This window comes from Streptomyces sp. NBC_00016, assembly GCF_045040885.1.
In the GTDB taxonomy this organism is placed as follows: domain Bacteria; phylum Actinomycetota; class Actinomycetes; order Streptomycetales; family Streptomycetaceae; genus Streptomyces; species Streptomyces coriariae.
Genome location: NZ_CP108304.1, coordinates 5660441 through 5680030 on the forward strand (window position 1 = coordinate 5660441; position 19590 = coordinate 5680030).

Consider the following 19590-nt stretch of genomic DNA (forward strand, 5'->3'; position numbering starts at 1 on the left):
CCGACGTGATCAGCTCGACCTCCCACTCCGCTTCGGCTTCGCTGACCGAGCGGCGCAAAGCGGCGACCCGTATGGAGATCGCCCGTGCGGCGGCAGGCCTCTTCGTGAGCCGGGGCCTGAAGGCCACCCGTGCCGAGGACATCGCCCTGGCCGCGGGCATCGCCCCGCGCACCTTCTACCGGTACTTCGCGACCAAGGAGGAGGCCGTCGCCCCGCTCTACGCGTCGGGCGCGCAGCGCTGGGCGGAGGCGGTACGCGAGGCGCCGGCCGAACTGACCGTGCCGGAGGCCCTGGAGCACGCGGTGCGGTACACCCTCGTCCCCGGCCGTGGAGTGTCGGCGGCGTCCTGGGAATGGGTCCGCACCCTGATCCGACTGGCCGGAGCCAGCCCCGCCCTGGGCAAGGTCTGGGCGGAGGTCTGCCACGCCTCGGAGGCGACGCTCGCGCAGGTACTGGCGGAGCGGACGGCGGTGTCGTCGTCGTCCCGTACACCGGCTTCCGAGAACCTTTCCGAGAACCTTTCCGAAAACACTTCCGAGAGCACCTCCGAGGCCATGTCCGACGGCACTTCCGGCGCCGCCGCCGATGCGGCTTCCGCCCCCACGCCCGCCTCCGACAACGTTGCCTCGCCCTATCAGCGTTTCACCGCGGCGGTGGCCGGGGCCGCGGTTCGGGTCGCGGTGGAAAGCTGGGCGGTGACCGACTCCCCTCCCACCGGCCGGCAGGGCCCGGCAGAGCTGGCGTTGCGCAATCTGCGGGCCCTGCGCGGGTTCGCGTGGGAAGAGAGCCCGGCGGAGGAGCCCTAACCCGCGCCCGCCGCGCCCGCCGCACCTGCCGTGCCTGCCGTGCCTGCCGCGCCCGCCGTGCCTGCCGTGCTCGCCTTGCCCACCGACCGGCTCAATCGTCCGCCCAACTCCCGTACGCACTGCACAAGTTCCGGCGGCCCCTGGACCGAGAACTCGCAGCCCAGCGTCGCCAGTCGCATCGCCACCCACTCGACCGGGTGGTTGGTCGTCCCCCGCAGTCGGCATCCGCTCCCGCCGTCGGTGTCCGCCGCCGCGTCAGGGTTCGCGACCGGCGTTCCCAGCCACGTCGGCAGGCGTGTCGTCACGAAATCCGCCGGTGCCTCGAACGTGACGTCGAGTTCGTACTCGTAGGCGTCCGGGCGGAGTTGGATGGACCGACGGAGGTATTCCGCCGCGCTCCCCGTCGGCAGCTCGCGCGGAGTGAAGCGGGCCCCGGTCGCGAACGGGTCCTCGACCCGGTCCACCCGGAAGGTCCGCCAGTCGTCGCGGTCGAGGTCGTACGCCACGAGGTACCACCGCCGGCCCGTGGACACGAGCCGGTACGGCTCGGTCAGGCGACGCGACTCAGTGCCGTCCTTCGTGCGGTAGGCGAACCGCAGCCGTTCCTGCCCGGCCACCGTCGAGGCGATGACGGTCAGCGTCTCGGGTGCGATGCTCGCGCCGTCCCCGCTGGTCAGCGGTGTGGTCGCGGCCTGGAGGGTGGCGACGCGGTGGCGCAGCCGGGCCGGCAGCACCTGCTCCAGCTTGGCCAGGGCCCGTACGGACGCCTCGTCGACGCCCTCCAGCGCGTGACCCGCCCCCGCCCGCAGTCCGACGGCGATCGCCACCGCCTCCTCGTCGTCGAGCACCAGCGGCGGCATCGCCTTGCCCGCGACCAGCCGGTACCCACCGTCCGAGCCCAGGGTCGCCTGCACCGGATATCCCAGCTCACGCAGCCGGTCGATGTCCCGTCGGACGGTGCGGCGGGAGACCCGGAGCCGGTCGGCGAGCTCGCCGCCGGGCCATTCGCGGGGCGTCTGGAGGAGCGAGAGGAGCTGGAGCAGCCGAGCCGGAGTGTCCGTCGTCATGCATCCGAGGATGCCGTAGAACTAGGACACGATCTGACCTAGTGCGGTCCTACTGTCACACCATGACCTCCACGGAGACCTCCCTCGAGACCTCGCCCGAGTCCTCGCCCGACCCTCGAACGGCGCAGGCGGCGCCGGGTGACCGTCGTCGCTGGCTCGCGCTCGCCATCGTGATGACCGCGGCCTTCATGGACCTCGTCGACGTCACGATCGTCAACATCGCCATCCCCTCCATCCGGCAGGACGCGGGCGCCTCCTGGAGCCAGATCCAGTGGATCACCGCCGGTTACGCGCTCGCCTTCGCCGCCGGGCTCATCACCGGCGGCCGGCTCGGTGACATCCACGGCCGCAAGCGGCTGTTCCTCCTCGGCATCGGCGGCTTCACCCTCGCCTCCGCGCTGTGCGGGTTCGCCGCGAACCCGGAGATGCTGGTCGCCTCCCGCATCCTGCAGGGAGCCATGGCGGCGATGATGGTGCCGCAGGTGCTGTCGATCGTGCACGCCACCTTCCCGGCGCACGAGCGGGGGAAGGTCTTCGGGCTCTTCGGCGCGATCGTCGGGCTGGGCGCCGTCTCCGGGCCGCTGCTCGGCGCGCTGCTGACGGAGTGGAACCTGTTCGGTCTGGAGTGGCGGCCGATCTTCCTCATCAACCTGCCGGTCGGCATCGCGGGACTGATCCTCGGCAGCCGCTTCATCACGGAGTCCAAGGCGCCGAAAGCGCTGAAGCTGGACCTCGTCGGCGTCGTCCTGGTCACCCTCGGCCTGCTCATGCTGCTCTACCCGCTCACCCGCGGCCGCGAGCTGGACTGGCCGGTGTGGGGGTACGTGTCGATGGCCGGCTCGATCGGCGTCTTCGGGGCGCTGGTCGCGTACGAGCGGCGCAAGGGCGCACGGGACGGCTCGCCGCTGATCGAACTCTCCCTCTTCCGGGTGTGCAGCTTCGCGGCGGGCGTCGCCGTGCAGACCGTCTTCGGAGTCGGTCTCGGTGTGTTCTTCCTGGTCTGGACGCTGTACATGCAGACCGGCCTGGGCTGGAGCCCGCTGCGGGCGGGTCTGACCGGGGTCCCGTTCTCGCTCGCCGTCTCGACGGCCGCCGGACTGTCCGTGCAGAAGCTGGTTCCGCGCTTCGGGCGCAAGGTGCTGCAGACGGGCGCCCTGACCATGGCCATCGGCGTACTCCTCTACATCTGGGAGTCCGAGCGCTACGGCCTCGACATCGCCCCCTGGCAGATGGCGCTTCCGCTGGTCGTGATGGGCGTCGGCATGGGACTGATCGTCGCACCGCTGACGGACGCGGTGCTGTCGGACGTGCCGCGCGAGCACGCCGGTTCGGCGTCCGGGCTGATCAACACCGTCCAGCAGATGGGCAACGCGCTCGGGCTCGGTCTGGTCGCCGTCGTCTTCTTCGGCCGGATCGGCGACCGGCTGACCCCGGCCGAGGTGGGCCCCGCCTTCGTGAACGCCTTCGAGCACGCCCTCGGTTGGGTGGCCCTGGTGATGTTCGCGATCTTCCTGCTGATGTTCGCCCTGCCGAAGCGGCCGGCCCAGCACGTGGAGGGCGGCGCCGATGACGCCCCGGAGGCGGCCCCCTCCGGGGACCGGGAGCGCGAGCTCGTCGCCTGAGCGGACGTTCCCGCATGAGGGGCCCGTCACCCGAGTGGTGACGGGCCCCTCACGCGTGTTCTGCGCGGGAGTGTCCTGACGCGGGAGTGGTGACGGGGCCCACGCGCGCGTGCCCTGGCGCGGGAGTGGTGGCGCGGGAGTGGTGGCGGGCTCCACGCGCGTGTGCCGTGGCACGGGAGTGGTGACGGGCCCCACGCGCGCGTGCCGTGGCGCGGGAGCGGAAGCGGAAGTCCGTTCCTGTCCGGGACGGCAATCCGGTCATCCGGTCATGGCCATGCTCGGGGCGTCATGGCCACGCTCCGGCCGGAAGTCCGTTCATGCCCGGATCACGTCCGAACCTGTTTACTTTCCGGAAATCCGGGCGTAGCCTCCGTGGCGAAACCACAAGTTCGGGCATAAAGCTGGTAACGGCCGGAGGACAACAGACATGTATGCACCGGAGCGGCAGCAGGAGATCCTGCGGCTCGCCCGTGACGGCGGCCGGGTGGACGTCCTGTCGCTGGCCGAGGAGTTCCAGGTCACGGCGGAGACGATCCGCCGCGATCTGAAGGCCCTCGACCGGGCCGGCCTGGTGCGCCGCGTGCACGGCGGTGCCATACCGGCCGGACGCCTCGACTTCGAACCGGACCTCGCCGAACGCGAAGGCACCTCCGCCGACGAGAAGGACCGCATCGCCAAGGCGGCCCTCACGGAACTGCCCGCCGAGGGCACGGTGATCCTCGACGCCGGCACCACGGTCGCCCGCCTGGCCGCGGCCCTCCCGCTCGAGGCCGAACTCACCGTCGTCACGCACAGCCTGCCCATCGCGGCCCGCCTCGCGGATCACCCGGGCATGCAACTGCACCTCGTCGGGGGGCGCGTACGGCACCGTACGCGCGCCGCCGTGGACGCGTGGGCGCTGCGGGCGTACGGCGAGATCCGCGCCGACGTCCTGTTCGTCGCCGCCAACGGGTTCTCCGCCGAGCACGGTCTGACCACCCCCGACCTCGCCGAGGCCGCGGTGAAGCGGGCGGCCGTCGCCGCCGCGCGCCGCGTGGTGCTGCTCGCCGACTCCGCCAAGCACGGCCAGGAGCACTTCGCCCGCTTCGGCGACCTGAGCGACGTGGACCTGCTGATCACCGACAGCGGGCTGAGCCCCGACGACGCGGCCGCCATCGAGCGCGGCGGCACGGAAGTAGTACGCGCATGATCCTCACCGTCACCCCCAACCCGTCCCTGGACCGCACCTACGAGGTCCCGTCCCTCGACCGCGGCGAGGTCATCCGCGCCACCGGCGAGCGGATGGACCCGGGCGGCAAGGGCGTGAACGTCTCGCGGGCCGTCGCGGCCGCCGGACGGCGTACGGTAGCCGTCCTGCCCCTGGGTGGTGCGCCGGGCGCGCTCGTCGCCGACCTGCTCGACGCGCAGGGCATCGAGGTCGCGCCGGTCCCGGTCGCCGGAGCCACCCGCTCGAACATCGCGCTCGCGGAGTCCGACGGCGTCCTGACGAAGATCAACGCACCCGGGCCCGAGCTGTCCCCGGAGGAGCAGGAACTGCTCCTGGAGACGGTCCGCGAGCAGTCCCGCGACGCCGACTGGATCGCCTGCTGCGGCAGCCTGCCGCGCGGCCTCGCGCCCTCCTGGTACGCCGAGGTGGTCGCCCGGGCGCACGCCGGGGGAGCGCGCATCGCCCTGGACACCTCCGGGCGTGCGCTCCTGGAAGCGCTGCGGGAGCGGCCCGACGTGGTGAAGCCGAACGCCGAGGAGCTCGCGGAGGCCGTCGGGCGCCCCCTGGCCACCGTCGGCGACGCGGTGAAGGCGGCCGAGGAACTGCGCGGCATGGGCGCCCGTGCCGTGCTCGCGAGCCTGGGCGCCGACGGACAGCTGCTCGTGGAGGACACGGGTACCTGGTTCGCGAGCGCCCGCGTCGACGTCGTACGCAGCAACGTGGGTGCGGGCGACTCCTCCCTCGCCGGCTTTCTCGTCGCCGGCGGCAGCGGCCCCGCCGCGCTCGCCTCCGCCGTCGCCCACGGAGCTGCGGCCGTCCAGTTGCCCGGCAGCGTGATGCCGACCCCGGACGACCTGGACCCGGCAGCGGTGACGGTCACGGCGCAGGTGCCGGTCGACCGTGAACTGAAGGAGCCGGTGTCATGACGACGAACCCCCCGGTGCCCGCGCCGACGACGACTTCCGCGTCGTCCCTACGGATGAGGACACCTGTGCGGTCCGTGATGCCGAGGACGCCTGCGGTGTCCGTGCTGACGAGGACTCCTGTGGTGTCCGCGTTGCCGAGGACCCCCGCGTTGTCCGCGCCGGCGACGACCGCGGCGTCCTTCGTGGCGACGACGGCTCCCGCGTTTCCCGGGCTGCCCGGCGAACCGGTCGTCGAGCGGCGAAGCTCCTCGTTACTCGCCGCTCGACATGGTCGGCGGGGCCGCCCGAGGCGCCCTGCCGATCAGGGGAGGCATGGCCCGAACCCGCCTGCCACCCCGCGGAGGCGGGGTTTCCCCGGCCCCGCCTCCGCCCCCCTCACCTCCCCCCAATGCACCGCCGCAGCAACCCCCGTCCCCGTTTTCCCCACCCTCGCCCACCACCCCACGCCCCGGGCGATACGCGTGCGAAGGAGCCCGCGATGAGCGACATGATCACCGCGGACCTGGTCGATCTCGACCTGTCCGTCGAAACAAAGGAAGCGGCGGCGCGATCCCTCGCCGAGCGCATGGTCGCCCTGGGCCGGGTGACCGACCTGGAGGGCTTCCTCGCCGATGTGGCCGCCCGTGAGGCCCAGATGCCCACCGGCCTCGACGGCGGCATCGGCATCCCGCACTGTCGCAGCGCCCACGTCACCGAACCGACGCTCGCCTTCGGGCGCAGCGCCACCGGCATCGACTTCGGTGCCCCCGACGGACCCGCCGACCTGATCTTCCTGATCGCCGCCCCCGCCGGCGCGGACGACGCCCATCTGACGATCCTGTCGTCGCTCGCCCGGCAGCTGATGAACGCCGAGTTCACCGACGCGCTGCGCTCGGCCGGCGACGCGGCGGCCGCGGCGGGGCTGATCCGCGGCGACGCGGCCCCGAGCGCCGACGCCCCGGCCGCTGAAGCCCCGGCCACCGACGCCCCGGCCACCGACGCTCCGGCAGCCGAGGCCGAGGGCACCACCGCAGACTCCGTGTCGGCGTCGGCGGCGGCCTCCGCCGACGCCGGCACGGCCACCGGTAAGGACACGGACGCCGAGGCCGCGCGTCCCTTCCGGATCGTCGCCGTCACCTCCTGCCCGACCGGCATCGCCCACACCTACATGGCGGCCGAGTCCCTGGAGAACGCGGGCCGCGAGGCAGGCGTCGAACTGGTCGTCGAGACGCAGGGCTCGGCCGGCTTCACCCGGCTCGACCCGGCCGCCATCGCCGCGGCGGACGGCGTGATCTTCGCCCACGACGTCCCCGTACGCGACAAGGACCGCTTCGCCGGCAAGCCCACCGTGGACGTCGGCGTGAAGGCGGGCATCAACCGGCCCGCCGCACTCATCACCGAGGTGCGCGGGAAGGCGGCGCGCGGTGAGGTGAGCGCGTCGGCCAAGGACGGGACGCCTGTCGAGCGGACCGGCGAGTCCGGCGACAGCTACGGCACCAAGCTGCGCAAGTGGCTGATGACGGGCGTCAGCTACATGGTCCCGTTCGTCGCCGCCGGCGGTCTGCTGCTCGCTCTCGGCTTCGCGATCGGCGGCTGGGAGATCAACAAGGCGCCCTCGGTCATGGAGCACTTCTCCTGGACCCAGGTCGACAGCTGGGGCGCCCTGCTGTTCCAGATCGGCGGCGTCGCCTTCGGCTTCCTCATCCCGGTCCTGGCCGGCTACATCGCGTACGGCATGGCGGACCGGCCCGGTCTCGTGCCCGGCTTCGTCGGCGGCATGATCGCCTCCAACATCGCCGCCGGCTTCCTCGGCGGCCTGGTCGCCGGTCTGCTGGCGGGTGGCATCGTCCTCGCGATCCAGCGCATCAAGATCCCGCCCGTGCTGCGCGGCATCATGCCCGTGGTGGTGATCCCGCTGATCTCCTCGCTGATCGTCGGCTTCCTGATGTTCGTCGTGATCGGCAAGCCCATCGCCGAGGCCCAGAAGGGCATGACGGACTGGCTGTCCGGCCTCTCCGGCACCAACGCCGTCCTGCTGGGTGTGCTGCTCGGCCTGATGATGTGCTTCGACCTCGGCGGCCCCGTCAACAAGGTCGCGTACGCCTTCGCCACGGCCGGCATCGCCGTCCAGGACCCCAGCGACTCCGCGATGAAGGTCATGGCCGCCGTGATGGCCGCGGGCATGGTCCCGCCGCTGGGCATGGCGCTCGCGACCACCGTCCGCAAGAAGCTCTTCACCCCGACCGAGCGCGAGAACGGCAAGGCCGCCTGGGTCCTGGGCGCCTCCTTCATCTCCGAGGGCGCGATCCCGTTCGCCGCGGCCGACCCGCTGCGCGTCATCCCGGCCTCGATGGCGGGCGGCGCGGTCACCGGCGCCCTGTCGATGGTCTTCGGCGCCACGCTCCGCGCCCCGCACGGAGGCATCTTCGTGGTCCCGCTGATCGGCAACCCGTTCCTGTACCTGGTCGCCATCGCGGCGGGCGTGTGCGTGACGACGGCCGTGGTCGTCGTCCTCAAGGGCCTGCGCAAGCCTGCCCCGGGCGCCGTCGAGCCCGGTACGACGCAGGAATCCGCGGCTGCCACGGCGGCGGAGGCCAAGCAGCCGGTGGCCGCCTAGCCTGCGACGGGCCGCGGCCGACTCCGGCCGCGGCCTCCTGCCGTGGGTTGAAGCTGCCCCCGCGGGGCGAAGCCGCCTGCGGCAGGTTGCGGCTACTGGTGACCATCTGCGGTGATTCATGGATCTCCGCACCGAACAGGCCTATCGCGCGGTCTGAGTGATCTGCGTGATGTGTGCGGCATGCGAGATACATCACGGTCCGGGACACAGGTCCCGGACCGTGGTGTCTACTGGTCGGTATGCCCGTGCATCTAACGTTCCCTCAGCTGGCGGTCCTGACGGTTCTCGCCGTGGCGTCCATCGCCTGGCTGATCTTCGTGACCCGCATCCTGCGGCGCAGCCGCTCGGGCAGCGAGGCCCGCATCGCGCTCCCCACCCCGCCGGTACTGCCCGCCCTCCCGCGCCAACGACAGTCCGGTCCCGGCCGTGAGGCCGTCGAACTGACCCCGGCCGAGCGGGACGCCTTCGCCGGCCTCGTACGACAACTCGGCGGGGGCCGCTGACCGACGGCCGGGCGGGGCCGCTGAACGGCTCAGGAGACCTGCGCCGCCCGGCGTTCCATCGCGTCCCGGGCCGCGGCCTCGGACACGTACACCTCGCACATGTGCCGCCCGTCGGGCGTCGCCGTGTGCTCGACCTCCCACAGGGAGATCTCCCGGCCGTCCCCCAGCAGGAACGCGTGCTCGTAGAGCGAGTAGCCCAGCCCGATCCTGCCCGCGCGGCAGGGGCGCCCGAAGGCCTGGGTGATCTGGTGCGCGAACGCCGACTTCAGCAGCGCGGCCGTGTCCGCGTCGGGCTGGTCGGGGTTCTCCGCGCGGCGCAGCAGTCTGCGCGCGTGGTCCGCCGAGTCGTCCGGCACGTACACATGCCGGGGTCCGGGGATCGGCGACAGCTGCACCAGCACCGGCAGTTCGAAGTCCGGGGTGTCCGACGGCAGGGGCAGCCGGGCCGTGGCGGCCCGCAGCTCCTCCTCGTCGACGTACACCTCGTGCTGCGGCTCGCTGCCCGGCGCGGTGTTGTGCACGAGCTCCCACAGCGTGAGCGCGCAGCCGTCGGCCAGCAGCCAGGTGTGCCGGTACGTCTCCCGGTGCAGGCCCGCGCTGTGGTGCGCGGAGTGCAGGGAGCTGTCATGCGCGAGTGCGCAGTCGAGCCGCCGTAGTGCTTCGTCGGGCAGCTCGAACGAGTTCAGGGCGCGACCGAGCAGTCGCGCGAGGTGCTCCTCCGGAGACTCGGGCGACTCGGCTGGTTCGTACGCTGTTGTCTCGTACGGAACGCTCAAGGTTTCTCCCGGCGTTGCTGCATGTCACCTTGTGGGTGCATACCGTAGCCCCTCGGTCGGACATCATGTCCGGGAACCGAGAAAACGTACGCCGTGAAAACGCCGGGGCCGCGCGAAAAATTCCCGCACGGCCCGACGGCCCATCAGAAATCGCCGGTCAGAGGGCATCTCCGGCGATCAGGAGGAGCTCCCCGCGGTCCACTCGGACCAGGACAGGTTCCACCCGTTGAGCCCGTTGTCCGGCGACACCGTCTTGTCGGGCGAGTTCTTGACGATCACCACATCGCCGATCAGCGAGTTGTCGTAGAACCACTTGGCGGGCGTGTCGCCCTGCGCGCCCTGCGCGTCCGCGAGCCCCACGCAACCGTGGCTGGTGCCCGTACGGCCGAAGGGCGGATTGCCCCTGTCGTACCAGTAGTTGCCGTGAATGAAGGTGCCGGACTGCGTCAGGCGCATCGCGTGCGGCACGTCCGGGATGTCGTACTCGCCGCCCAGGCCCACCGTCCGGCTGTTCATCCGGGTCTGCGTGAACTTCTCGGAGATCACCATCTGCCCGTTGTAGGTGGTGTGCTCCGGGCTGCCCGACGAGATCGGAACCGTCTTCAGGGTCTGCCCGTCCCGCACCACCGTCATGGTCTGCGTGTCGACGTCGACCGTGGACACCTGCGACCGCCCGATGGTGAAGGTGACCGTCTTCTTCTGCACCCCGAACACGCCGTTGGCGCCCTCGACCCCGTCCAGGTCGATCTTCATCGTCACCTTGGAGCCGGCCTTCCAGTACTCCTCGGGACGGAAGTCGAGCCGCTGCGCCCCGAACCAGTGCCCGACCACCTGCTGGCCGCTGCTGGAGGTGACCGTGATGTGCGACTGCACGGCCTTCGTGTCGCTGATGGTCTTGTCGAAGGTGAAAGACACCGGCATTCCGACGCCGACCGTGGTGCCGTTGTCCGGCGTGTACGTCCCTATGAAGCTGTTGGCCGAGGAGACGGTGGTGAAGATGGAGTTGGCGGCGGCGGTCTTGCCGTTCGCGTCCTTCGCGGTCGCCGATATCTGGTACTTCGTCCCGCGCTCCAGCTGCTCCTTCGGCTTCCAGGTGCTGCCGTCGGCCGACAGGGAACCCTCGACGGCCTGCCCCGACCCGGCCACCGTCATCTTCACCTCGGTGAGCCGGCCGTCGCTCACCTTCACGCCGGTCGCGTTGATCGACGCGCTCGTCGAGCCGTCCTTCGCCGAGATGACGATCTTCGCCGTGGACGTCTTGACGCTGCTCGTGCCGCCCTTGGCGTCCCCGTCCTTGTCCTTGGCGTTGGCGCTGCCCCCGCAGGCGGTCAGGGTCAGGGCACCGACCACCAGGACGGCACAGGCTCCGACCGCGCGCCGCACCGCTATGTCCGCCGTTGTCACGGGCTGCTCCAGCTTCGTGTGATGTGAGTGATCCGCTCTGGTACGTGGAGAAGGAGGGATCCGGCGGCCGGTGGGGTTCCCTCCGGTCGCCGTTGGCACCATCACGTGACGGAACCGGGACAATCGCCTTTCCCGGCCCGCGCGTTCACCGGCCCCCGTACAACTCCTCGTACGACGGCCACGCCCCGCCCGGACCGGACACCGGCTCGGCGGCGCGCACGGCCCGTACGATCGCGCGCGTCACCACGTCGGCACCCGCCGCGAGAACTTCGTTCGGAGCGAGCGGGTGGCCGGGGTCGAGCGGGCGCGCGCCCGTCGCGAGCGTGAAGACGGTGTCCCCGTCGTTGAGCAGATGCACGGGACGCACGGCCCGCGCGATCCCGTCGTGCGCCGTGCCCGCCAGCTTCTGCGCCTGCGCCTTCGTCAGGTCCGCGTCGGTGGCGACCACCGCGAGCGTGGTGTTGAGCAGGGGAGGCGCGTTCTTCGCCGTGGCCTCGGCGAGACGCCGGCGCGCGCTCTCGTGCACACGGGCCTCTGGATACTCGGCGCGCCCCTGGAACAGCTCCCCGTACAGCACACCCGTCTCCGGATCCGTCACCGATCCCGCGGCGTTGACCACCACCAGCGCGGCCACCGTGATCCCCGAGTCGAGAAGCACGCTCGCGCTGCCGACCCCACCCTTCAAGGGCCCGACGACGGCACCCGTCCCCGCGCCCACGCATCCCTCCCGCACCCGAGTCCCCGGAGCGGTCGCCGCAGCCGCCTCCACGGCCGCCCGGCCGGTGGCAGCGTCGGGGCGGGCCCGGAAGTCGCCGCCCCGCGCCAGGTCGAAGACGCAGGCGGCGGGCACCACCGGCACGACGTGCGCCGGGTCCGTGCCGACGGGAATCCCGCGCCCCTGCTCCTCCAGCCAGGCCATCACGCCGGACGCCGCGTCGAGCCCGTAGGCGCTGCCGCCGGTCAGCACGATCGCCTCGACCCGCTGCACCACATTGCGTGGATCGAGGGCGTCGGTCTCCTTCGTGCCGGGACCACCACCGCGTACGTCCACGGCGGCCACGGCACCGCCCTCCGGTGCGAGGACGACCGTGGTGCCGGTGAGCCAACCGTCGCCGGTCCGCGTGGCGTGTCCCACGCGCAGGCCGGCGACGTCCGTCAGAGCATCAACTGTCATGGGGGTAAGTCTTGCCCGACCCGCGTCGCGCGTGGCGGTGTCACGCCCCGTCACATCACCGCGCTCGATGCTTGCCCGGGGCTCTCCCGTGACTCCCGCGCGACCAGGCGCGCCGTCAGGGTCGTCCCGGTCGCCACCGCCAGCGCCGACACCAGGCCGGCCGCCAGGACCGCCCACTCGCCGAGGAAGGTGCTGCAGATCACCAGCAGAGCGGCGACGGGCAGCACCAGTTGCTGGGCCAGGCCCACCTTGAAGTGGCGTGCGTGCAGGATCCAGACCGCCAGCAGGTACAGCGCCGTCGGCAGGGTGACCGCGGCCGACGCGGCGAGCGTCGAGATATGGGCCTCGCCGACCGCCTGCTCGACGGCCACCTCCAGACCCGCACCGATCGCGGCGGCCGAGGCGAAGACGACGTAGTGCCCGTAGCCCCAGAGAAACGCCTGCCTGTTGGAGCGCAGATGCCCATGGATGGGCACCACGAAGTAGATCCACCAGGCGGCGAAGACGATCAGTAGCCCGCCCACCGCGATCGGCAGCAGCTCGCCCAGCGCGTCGTTCTCGTCGATGCCGGACTTCACGGCGACCGTCGCCGCCGCGATCGTCTCGCCCAGCACGATGATCGTGAACAGCCCGTAGCGCTCGGCGATGTGATGCGGATGCCAGGACGTCGGATGGTCCTTCTCCGCGTAGATCGGCACGCACATCTCCAGCGGCGCCATCACCAGGAACAGCCATGCCCTGCCGTCCTCCGGCAGGATCAGCAGCCCCAGCCACCCGATCTGGCAGATCAGCACGCCCGCCGCGTACCGCAGCGCCATCGTCCGCTCCGCGCCCTCGGCGGACCACGCGACGCGCAGCCACTGCCAGCTCAGCGCGAACCTCATGATCGCGTAGCCCAACCAGACGGCCACGAACTCGTGGTCCTCGAACGCCCGCGAGATGCCCGCCGCCAGCACCAGGACCCCGGCGATCTGCACCAGCGTGACGATCCGGTACAGGACGTCGTCGTTGTCGTACGCCGACGCGAACCAGGTGAAGTTCATCCACGCCCACCAGATGGCGAAGAAGACCATCGCGTAGTTGAGGATTCCCTCGCCCGCGTGGGACTCGGCCACGGCGTGCACCAGTTGGATGCCCGCCTGGGCGATGGCCACGACGAAGCACAGGTCGAAGAAGAGCTCGAGGGGCGAGGCGACGCGGTGCGTCTCGCCCTTCCCGCGCGCGGTCAGGCTGCGCAGCGGCTTCAAGCGGACGGGCGCCGGGGAGGCGGTGGTCCGGGGAGGAGGGGGAGAGGCCGACGGGGGCGTACTGGACGTCATGGGGACCAGCACAGCAGACAACGGGCGGAAAATCTTGTGCGGAATCCGCAGGCTCGCGCGGTGCGTGGCCTGCGGCCAGGCCCTGACCCGAGCGGGTCCCGGGGCCGTACTCTGGAGGGATGAGCACCCCCTCCGCCTCCGAGCCGCGCGACCCGAAGGCCGCGCTGATCTTCGACGACCCGCTGGACCGGCAGTCCTCGGACGACACCGACCGAGGTTGGGGCGAGCGTCCGTCCGCAGAGGGCGACAGCGTCGCCGACCTGAAGCGCTTCCTGGACGAGAAGCCGCCCCACCACGTCTGAACCCGACGGGCGGTGCCGGTCCGGCAGGCGCGGGAGCCCTGGCGGAGCACCGCCCGCAGGGCCCCGTCGAGCGCCTCTACCGCTCGTTGTGCCCCGAGCCCCGCTGGGCGACCAGCGCGTCGCGGATCTCCTTGAGCACCTCCAGCTCGGTCAGCTCGACGATCTCCTGCGTGCCCTCCTTGGCCTTCCTGCGGGCCTCCATCTTCGCCAGGTACTTCGACATGGGCAGGACCATCAGGAAGTACACGACGGCAGCGGTGATCACGAAGGTGAGGGTCGCGCCCAGGACGGACCCCCACAGGATCCGGACGCCCGTCGCGCTGTCCCCCGTGCCGGTGCAGGGGCCCTTGAGACAGGAGTTGTAACTGTCCAGGTTCTTGGTGCCGACCGCTCCGATGAGCGGGTTGATGATTCCCTTCACCACCGAGTTGACGATGTTCGTGAAGGCCGCGCCGATCACCACCGCGACTGCCAGATCGACGACGTTGCCACGCATCAGGAAGGCCTTGAAGCCCTGCCAGACGCTTGCCTTCTTTTCGCTCACCTCGGGGACACTCCTCGCATGTACAGGTTGTGGAACAAACAGCTCCGCAACCTACGTCAACGCCAGGAGGGCCTGTCCAATTCGGTTCCTCGGACGAGGGGCTTGACGTCACCACAGGGTCACCGCCAGCCGAGCCGTCGCACTCGCCCCCGCCAGGCGCGCGGCGGTGGACCGGGGCACCGACAGGACGACCAGCGCCCCGTCGTCCGCCGCGCCGGCGGCGCCGTCGGTGTTCAGCGGCTCCGGCACCTTCGTCACCAGTGCCCCGCGCGCGACCACACGGGCGTCGCCGCCCGCGCCGTCCATGCCGCCCAGCGGCGTCGGCTCGGCGGCGATGACATCGACCCGGTCACCGGGGCGCAGCAGCCGGACCGTGGCCGCGTCGGCGATCCGTACCGGTGCCGTCACCTTCTCCCCGGCGCGAGAGTCATGTGCAGGGGCGTGTAGTGGAGCATGCGCGCGGGGGTGCGCGCGCCCGCCCGCGTCCGCGCGCGCGGCCCCACCGGGATGTCCTCGGGCCGGATCGCCGTCCCGGGGGCCGGACGCCACGAGCGCGGCGGCGGTGATGGCGAGCCCCAGGGCGAGGGCCCGCCGCCGGCTCCGTACGAGCCGTCCCAGCCGGTACCGCCCGCCGCGGACCCGCACGGGAGCGAAGGGCGGCACCTCGCAGGTGGCCGGAGCATCCGTGCCGGGTGGGCGCGTCGCGAAGGAGAGAGAGGACGGGGCGGGCGGAGGAAGAGGGGTAAGAGGAGAGGGCGGAACGAGGGAGTCGGACACGGGATCACCACCTGCGACGAGGTACGGGTTTGCGAAGCCACGATGAGCCTTCGCGCCGCCGCTCGCCGGAGCCGGTGGACCACCGCCGTGTTGTGGACAACTCCCTCACCCGAAGGAGAACTTCCGCGCCCGAGGCTCCCTTTCCCGCTCAGCTCCCTGCACCCGCTACGGCAGCTCGAAACCCGGATTCAGCCCGCCCAGCGCGTTCGCGCACAGGCAGTCGCGCTCGTCGGCGGAGGGCAGCGCGGCCACCGCGTCGAACAGCACGTCCCGCAGCCGGTCCACGTTCGCCGCGAACACCCGCAGCACCTCCTCGTGCGACACGCCCTCACCGCTCTCGGCGCCCGCGTCCAGATCGGTGACCAGGTTCAAGGACGTGTAGCAGAGCTCGAGTTCACGAGCCAGCGCGGCCTCCGGGTGACCCGTCATGCCCACCACCGACCAACCCTGCGCCTGGTGCCACAACGATTCGGCGCGGGTCGAGAACCGCGGCCCCTCGATCACGACCAGCGTCCCGCCGTCCACCGGCTCCCACTCCCGGCCACGTGCCGCCTTCAAGGCCGCCGAGCGTCCCGCGGGGCAGTAGGGGTCGGCCAGGGAGACATGCACCACGTTGGGCACCGTGCCGTCGGGCAGGGGCAGCCCGTCGAAGTACGTTCCGATCCGCGACTTAGTGCGGTCGACCAGCTGATCGGGCACGAGCAGCGTGCCGGGCCCGTACTCCGGGCGCAGGCCGCCCACCGCGCACGGGCCGAGGACCTGGCGCGCCCCGACCGAGCGCAGGGCCCACAGGTTGGCCCGGTAGTTGATCCGGTGGGGCGGCAGATGATGTCCGCGTCCGTGCCGGGGCAGGAAGGCGACCCGCCGGCCGGCGATCTCGCCGAGGAAGAGCGAGTCGCTGGGCGGTCCGTAGGGGGTGTCGACCTGGAGCTCGGTCACGTCGTCGAGGAACGAGTAGAAGCCTGAGCCGCCGATCACACCGATCTCTGCGTGCGCCTTGTTCGCCATGCGTCGCACCCTAGCCGCCCCGGGAAACGCCGAAGACCCCGTCGTCGTAAGACGACAGGGTCCTGTGAGCGCGCGCCTTACGCGGCTGAGCTGCTGCCGGTCGAGGTGCCGGTGCTCGACGACTTCGAGTCCGAGGTCGAGGACGTCGAGGTCGACGGCTTCGAGTCGGAGCCGGACGTCGACGACTTCGAGGACGACGCCGGCGAGCTGCTCGACGAGGAGCCGCGGCTGTCGTTGCGGTAGAAGCCGGAGCCCTTGAAGACGATGCCGACGGCGGAGAACACCTTCTTGAGGCGGCCACCGCAGTTGGGGCACTCGGTCAGGGCATCGTCGGTGAACTTCTGCACCGCCTCGAGGCCCTCGCCGCACTCGGTGCACTGGTACTGGTAGGTCGGCACTGTCTTCCTCCTGGCACTCTCACTCAGTGAGTGCTAACGACGGTCTATCTTGACGTATTCCGGGGGATCAGTCCACTGTCACCGGCACGCGGTGACCGACGCCACGTGCGACGGTACGCGCGCGGGGGCGTGTCTCCAGCCGTGAACGCAGTGCCAGCAGGGTCACGAGGGCCAGCAGGGTGCCCCCCAGGGGCACCAGGAAGCCGGCGCCGCCCCAGAAGCGGTCCTCCAGCTGTCCGGCGATCGTGACGGCGGCCGCCTGCCCGAGCGCGACCGCGCCCGTCAGCCAGGTGAACGCCTCGGTGCGGGCGCCGGCCGGAACCAGGTCCTCGACCAGCGTGTAGCCGGTGATCAGCGCGGGCGCGATGCACATGCCGACCAGGAGGCCGAGGCCCGCCAGGACGGGCACCGAGTGCGCCGCCCACAGGCCGGAGGCGACGAGCGCCAGTGCGGCGTAGGCGACGACCAGGCGCCGGCGTGGGGCGACCTTCCAGGCGATGGCGCCGCAGACCAGGCCGGAGAGCATGTTGCCCGCGGCGAAGGTGCCGTACAGGACGCCGTTCAGGCCGGGCTCGCCGATGGACTCGGTGAACGCGGCCAGCGAGACCTGCATGCCGCCGAAGACGGCACCGATGCCCAGGAAGGCCACGATCAGCACGCGCACTCCGGGGACGCGCAGCGCCGAGGCATGCTCCACGCGTGCGTGCCCGGCGACGGCGACCTGGGGCTGCGTGCTCTTGCTCGCGGCGAACAGCAGGCCGCCGAGCAGCGTCAGCGCGGCCTCGGTGACCAGGCCGGCGGCCGGGTTCACGGCGGTGCACAGGGCGGTCGCCAGCAGCGGGCCGAAGACGAAGGTGAGCTCGTCGGTGACGGACTCGAAGGCAGCGGCGGTGGTCATCAGGGGCGAGCCCTTGAGCCGCGCACCCCAGCGGGCCCGCACCATGGGCCCGATCTGCGGTACCGAGGCGCCCGTGGGTACGGCCGCCGCGAACACCGTCCACAGGGGGGCATGGCTCAGGGCGAGCACGGTGAGGGTGAGGCCCGACAGTGTGTGCAGGAGCACGCCGGGGATCAGCACCGCGCGCTGCCCGTAGCGGTCGGCGAGCCGCCCGCTGTAGGGCGCGCACAGCGCCATGGAGACACCGGTGACGGCCGCGGCGGCACCGGCCGCGCCGTACGAGCCGGTGGTGTGCTGCACGAGCAGCACGATGGAGATGGTGAGCATGGCGAACGGCTGGCGGGCCGCGAAGCCGGGCAGCAGGAACGTCCAGGCGCCGCGGGTGCGCAGCAGCTGTCCGTATCCCGGGCGGGACGAGGCCGACGAGTCCTTCGACGGCTCGGTGGTGACCGTGGATGCCACGGCCCGTGCCTTTCTGCCGCCTGGTAGCGCGACCCCGTCCGGAGGGCGGGGGCGCCGAGAGCTGTCCTCTTGCGCGTGCTGCGGTAGATGCCGGTGCTCGCCGCACGAGGTGTCCCGGCCGCCATACGGTCGCGCCAGCTCTGCGTCAGGCAGAGTTGGTTCGATCAAGGTGTGCCTTCATCGTACAGGGATCAAGGCGCGTCATCCCTGTGAAAATGAGCACCGTAAGGCTGGCCGCCTCCGAATGAAGGGGGTGTGAACGGTGCGAAACATGCACTTAACGCGCGCCGCCGCCCGTGCCCAGCCATCCGGCGAGCTTGCCGCCGTGCCCGACGGCGCGCAGTCGCCGTTCGGCCGCGTCGCGGACCGGGTCGGTGGCGACGACGAGGAGTTCGTCGCCGTGTCGCAGTACGGTCGTCGGCAGCGGCACGAACGACGTCCCCTCGCGCACGACGAGGGTGACGGCCGCCCCGGCCGGCAGTCGTAGCTCGTTGACCTCGACGCCGTGCATCTTCGACCCCTCGGGGATCGCCACGGACAGCAGGTGCCCGCGCAGCCGCTCCAGGGGCGCCGACTCGACGCCGAGGTCGGCGGCCTCGGGATCGCCGCCCAGGCGCAGCTTGCGCGCCAGCCAGGGCAGCGTCGGCCCCTGGATCAGGGTGTAGACGACGACCAGGACGAAGACGATGTTGAAGATGCGGCGGCTGCCGTCGACGCCGTTCACCATGGGGATCGTCGCCAAAATGATGGGGACGGCGCCGCGCAGCCCGGCCCAGGACATCAGCGTCTGCTCCTGCCAGGGCACCCGGAACGGTGTCAGGCACAGCACGACGCTGAGCGGGCGGGCCACCATGGTCAGCACCAGGCCGATGACGAGCGCGGGCAGCACGTCGTCGCCCAGCTCGTGCGGGGTCACCAGGAGGCCGAGCAGCACGAACATGCCGATCTGGGCGATCCAGCCGAGCCCGTCGGCGAACCCGCGGGTCGCGGGCCAGTGCGGCAGTTTCGCGTTGCCCATGACCATCGAGGCGAGGTAGACGCCCAGGAAGCCGCTGCCGTGTGCCAGGGAGCCCGCCGCGTACGCGGTGACCGCGATCGCCATGACGGCGATCGGGTAGAGGCCGGAGGCGGGCAGTGCGACGTGCCTGAGGCCCCAGGAGCCCAGCCAGCCGACCGCGAGGCCGATGGCGGCGCCGATGGCCAGCTCCAGCGCTATCTCGCCCACCAGCACGTACCAGTGCTCGACGGGGCCCGCCGTGGAGAAGGCGACCACCAGGATGACCACCGGGGCGTCGTTGAAGCCGGACTCGGCCTCCAGCGTGCCCGTCACGCGCGAGGGGAGGGGGATCTTGCGCAGGACGGAGAAGACCGCCGCCGCGTCGGTCGAGGACACCACCGCGCCGATGATCAGCGCCTGTCTCCACTCCAGCCCGGTCACGAAGTGTGCGGCCGTGGCGGTGACGCCGACGCTGACCGCGACGCCGGCCAGTGCCAGCGCCGTGGCGGACGGCAGGGCCGGTTCGACCTCCTTCCACTTCGTGCCCAGGCCGCCCTCGGCGAGGATCACGACCAGGGCGGCGTAGCCGATGACCTGGGTCATCTCGGCATTGTCGAAGTGGATGTTGCCGATGCCGTCCTGGCCCATGAGGACGCCGATGCCCACGTAGACGAGCAGGCTGGGGAGCCCGCTGCGCGAGGAGATCCGGACCGCTGCGACGGCGACGAGCAGGACGAGCGAGCAGACGAGCAGGAGCTGGTTGAGGTGGTGGACAGTCAGCGGCGGTTCCCTTCACTGGCGCGC

At 71.6% G+C, this 19590-nt stretch carries 18 protein-coding genes; 7 read left to right on the forward strand and 11 right to left on the reverse strand.

Going from position 1 to position 19590, the window contains the following annotated elements:
- Positions 1 to 71 precede the first annotated feature (71 nt).
- Positions 72 to 806 (forward strand): TetR/AcrR family transcriptional regulator, encoded by a 735-nt coding sequence (locus OG933_RS25170; RefSeq protein WP_405633503.1) that lies wholly within the window; start codon positions 72 to 74, stop codon positions 804 to 806.
- On the opposite strand, the gene OG933_RS25175 is transcribed toward OG933_RS25170, so the two are convergent.
- Positions 803 to 1873 (reverse strand): helix-turn-helix transcriptional regulator, encoded by a 1071-nt coding sequence (locus tag OG933_RS25175; RefSeq protein ID WP_405629022.1) that lies wholly within the window; start codon positions 1871 to 1873, stop codon positions 803 to 805. The genes OG933_RS25170 and OG933_RS25175 overlap by 4 nt on opposite strands.
- Before the next feature lie 62 nt (positions 1874 to 1935).
- Between OG933_RS25175 and OG933_RS25180 the strand changes: the two genes are divergently transcribed.
- From OG933_RS25180 to OG933_RS25200, 5 genes are all read left to right on the forward strand, one after another.
- Positions 1936 to 3495: an MFS transporter gene (locus OG933_RS25180; RefSeq protein WP_405629023.1), complete on the forward strand. Its 1560-nt coding sequence runs from the start codon at positions 1936 to 1938 to the stop codon at positions 3493 to 3495.
- A gap of 427 nt (positions 3496 to 3922) precedes the next feature.
- The gene (locus OG933_RS25185; protein WP_362522688.1) at positions 3923 to 4684 is read left to right on the forward strand and encodes a DeoR/GlpR family DNA-binding transcription regulator; all 762 of its coding nucleotides are present in this window, start codon (positions 3923 to 3925) and stop codon (positions 4682 to 4684) included.
- Entirely contained in the window at positions 4681 to 5628 is a 948-nt protein-coding gene (pfkB, locus tag OG933_RS25190; RefSeq protein WP_267022639.1) for a 1-phosphofructokinase, read from the forward strand. Before OG933_RS25185 ends, pfkB begins: the two co-directional genes overlap by 4 nt.
- A 478-nt stretch (positions 5629 to 6106) precedes the next feature.
- The gene (locus OG933_RS25195) at positions 6107 to 8224 is read left to right on the forward strand and encodes a fructose-specific PTS transporter subunit EIIC (RefSeq protein ID WP_405629025.1); all 2118 of its coding nucleotides are present in this window, start codon (positions 6107 to 6109) and stop codon (positions 8222 to 8224) included.
- A gap of 239 nt (positions 8225 to 8463) precedes the next feature.
- Positions 8464 to 8727 carry a hypothetical protein gene (locus tag OG933_RS25200; RefSeq protein WP_362522686.1) on the forward strand — a complete coding sequence of 88 codons (264 nt, stop codon included), beginning with the start codon at positions 8464 to 8466 and terminating at the stop codon, positions 8725 to 8727.
- A 29-nt stretch (positions 8728 to 8756) separates the two neighbouring features.
- Here the strand turns inward: OG933_RS25200 and OG933_RS25205 are convergent, their stop codons facing one another.
- The 4 genes from OG933_RS25205 to OG933_RS25220 all read right to left on the reverse strand — a co-directional run bounded on the left by OG933_RS25205 (position 8757) and on the right by OG933_RS25220 (position 13400).
- Positions 8757 to 9503 (reverse strand): DUF6227 family protein, encoded by a 747-nt coding sequence (locus tag OG933_RS25205; protein ID WP_362522685.1) that lies wholly within the window; start codon positions 9501 to 9503, stop codon positions 8757 to 8759.
- A gap of 177 nt (positions 9504 to 9680) precedes the next feature.
- A complete protein-coding gene (locus OG933_RS25210) occupies positions 9681 to 10907 on the reverse strand; it encodes an Ig-like domain-containing protein (protein ID WP_362522684.1) in 1227 nt (408 codons plus the stop codon).
- A gap of 145 nt (positions 10908 to 11052) precedes the next feature.
- Positions 11053 to 12081, reverse strand: coding sequence for a P1 family peptidase (locus OG933_RS25215; RefSeq protein ID WP_362522683.1), 1029 nt, complete (start codon positions 12079 to 12081; stop codon positions 11053 to 11055).
- Between the two features lie 50 nt (positions 12082 to 12131).
- Positions 12132 to 13400, reverse strand: coding sequence for a low temperature requirement protein A (locus tag OG933_RS25220; protein ID WP_405629027.1), 1269 nt, complete (start codon positions 13398 to 13400; stop codon positions 12132 to 12134).
- Between the two features lie 119 nt (positions 13401 to 13519).
- Here OG933_RS25220 and OG933_RS25225 point away from each other — a divergent pair, with 119 nt between their 5' ends.
- Complete coding sequence (locus OG933_RS25225; RefSeq protein ID WP_054244066.1) at positions 13520 to 13702, forward strand: hypothetical protein; 183 nt, start codon at positions 13520 to 13522, stop codon at positions 13700 to 13702.
- Between the two features lie 76 nt (positions 13703 to 13778).
- Here the strand turns inward: OG933_RS25225 and mscL are convergent, their stop codons facing one another.
- The 6 genes from mscL to OG933_RS25255 form a co-directional block, all read right to left on the reverse strand.
- Complete coding sequence (gene mscL, locus OG933_RS25230) at positions 13779 to 14246, reverse strand: large conductance mechanosensitive channel protein MscL (RefSeq protein ID WP_362265431.1); 468 nt, start codon at positions 14244 to 14246, stop codon at positions 13779 to 13781.
- Positions 14247 to 14354: 108 nt separating this feature from the next.
- Entirely contained in the window at positions 14355 to 15023 is a 669-nt protein-coding gene (locus OG933_RS25235; RefSeq protein ID WP_405629030.1) for an RcpC/CpaB family pilus assembly protein, read from the reverse strand.
- A 165-nt stretch (positions 15024 to 15188) separates the two neighbouring features.
- Positions 15189 to 16031, reverse strand: coding sequence for an S-methyl-5'-thioadenosine phosphorylase (locus OG933_RS25240; RefSeq protein ID WP_362522680.1), 843 nt, complete (start codon positions 16029 to 16031; stop codon positions 15189 to 15191).
- 77 nt (positions 16032 to 16108) lie between these two features.
- On the reverse strand, positions 16109 to 16429 hold the full coding sequence (locus OG933_RS25245; protein ID WP_020128373.1) for an FmdB family zinc ribbon protein: 321 nt from the start codon (positions 16427 to 16429) through the stop codon (positions 16109 to 16111).
- 67 nt (positions 16430 to 16496) lie between these two features.
- A complete protein-coding gene (locus tag OG933_RS25250) occupies positions 16497 to 17789 on the reverse strand; it encodes an MFS transporter (RefSeq protein ID WP_405629031.1) in 1293 nt (430 codons plus the stop codon).
- Between the two features lie 277 nt (positions 17790 to 18066).
- Positions 18067 to 19566 (reverse strand): potassium/proton antiporter, encoded by a 1500-nt coding sequence (locus OG933_RS25255; RefSeq protein WP_362522853.1) that lies wholly within the window; start codon positions 19564 to 19566, stop codon positions 18067 to 18069.
- Positions 19567 to 19590 lie beyond the last annotated feature (24 nt).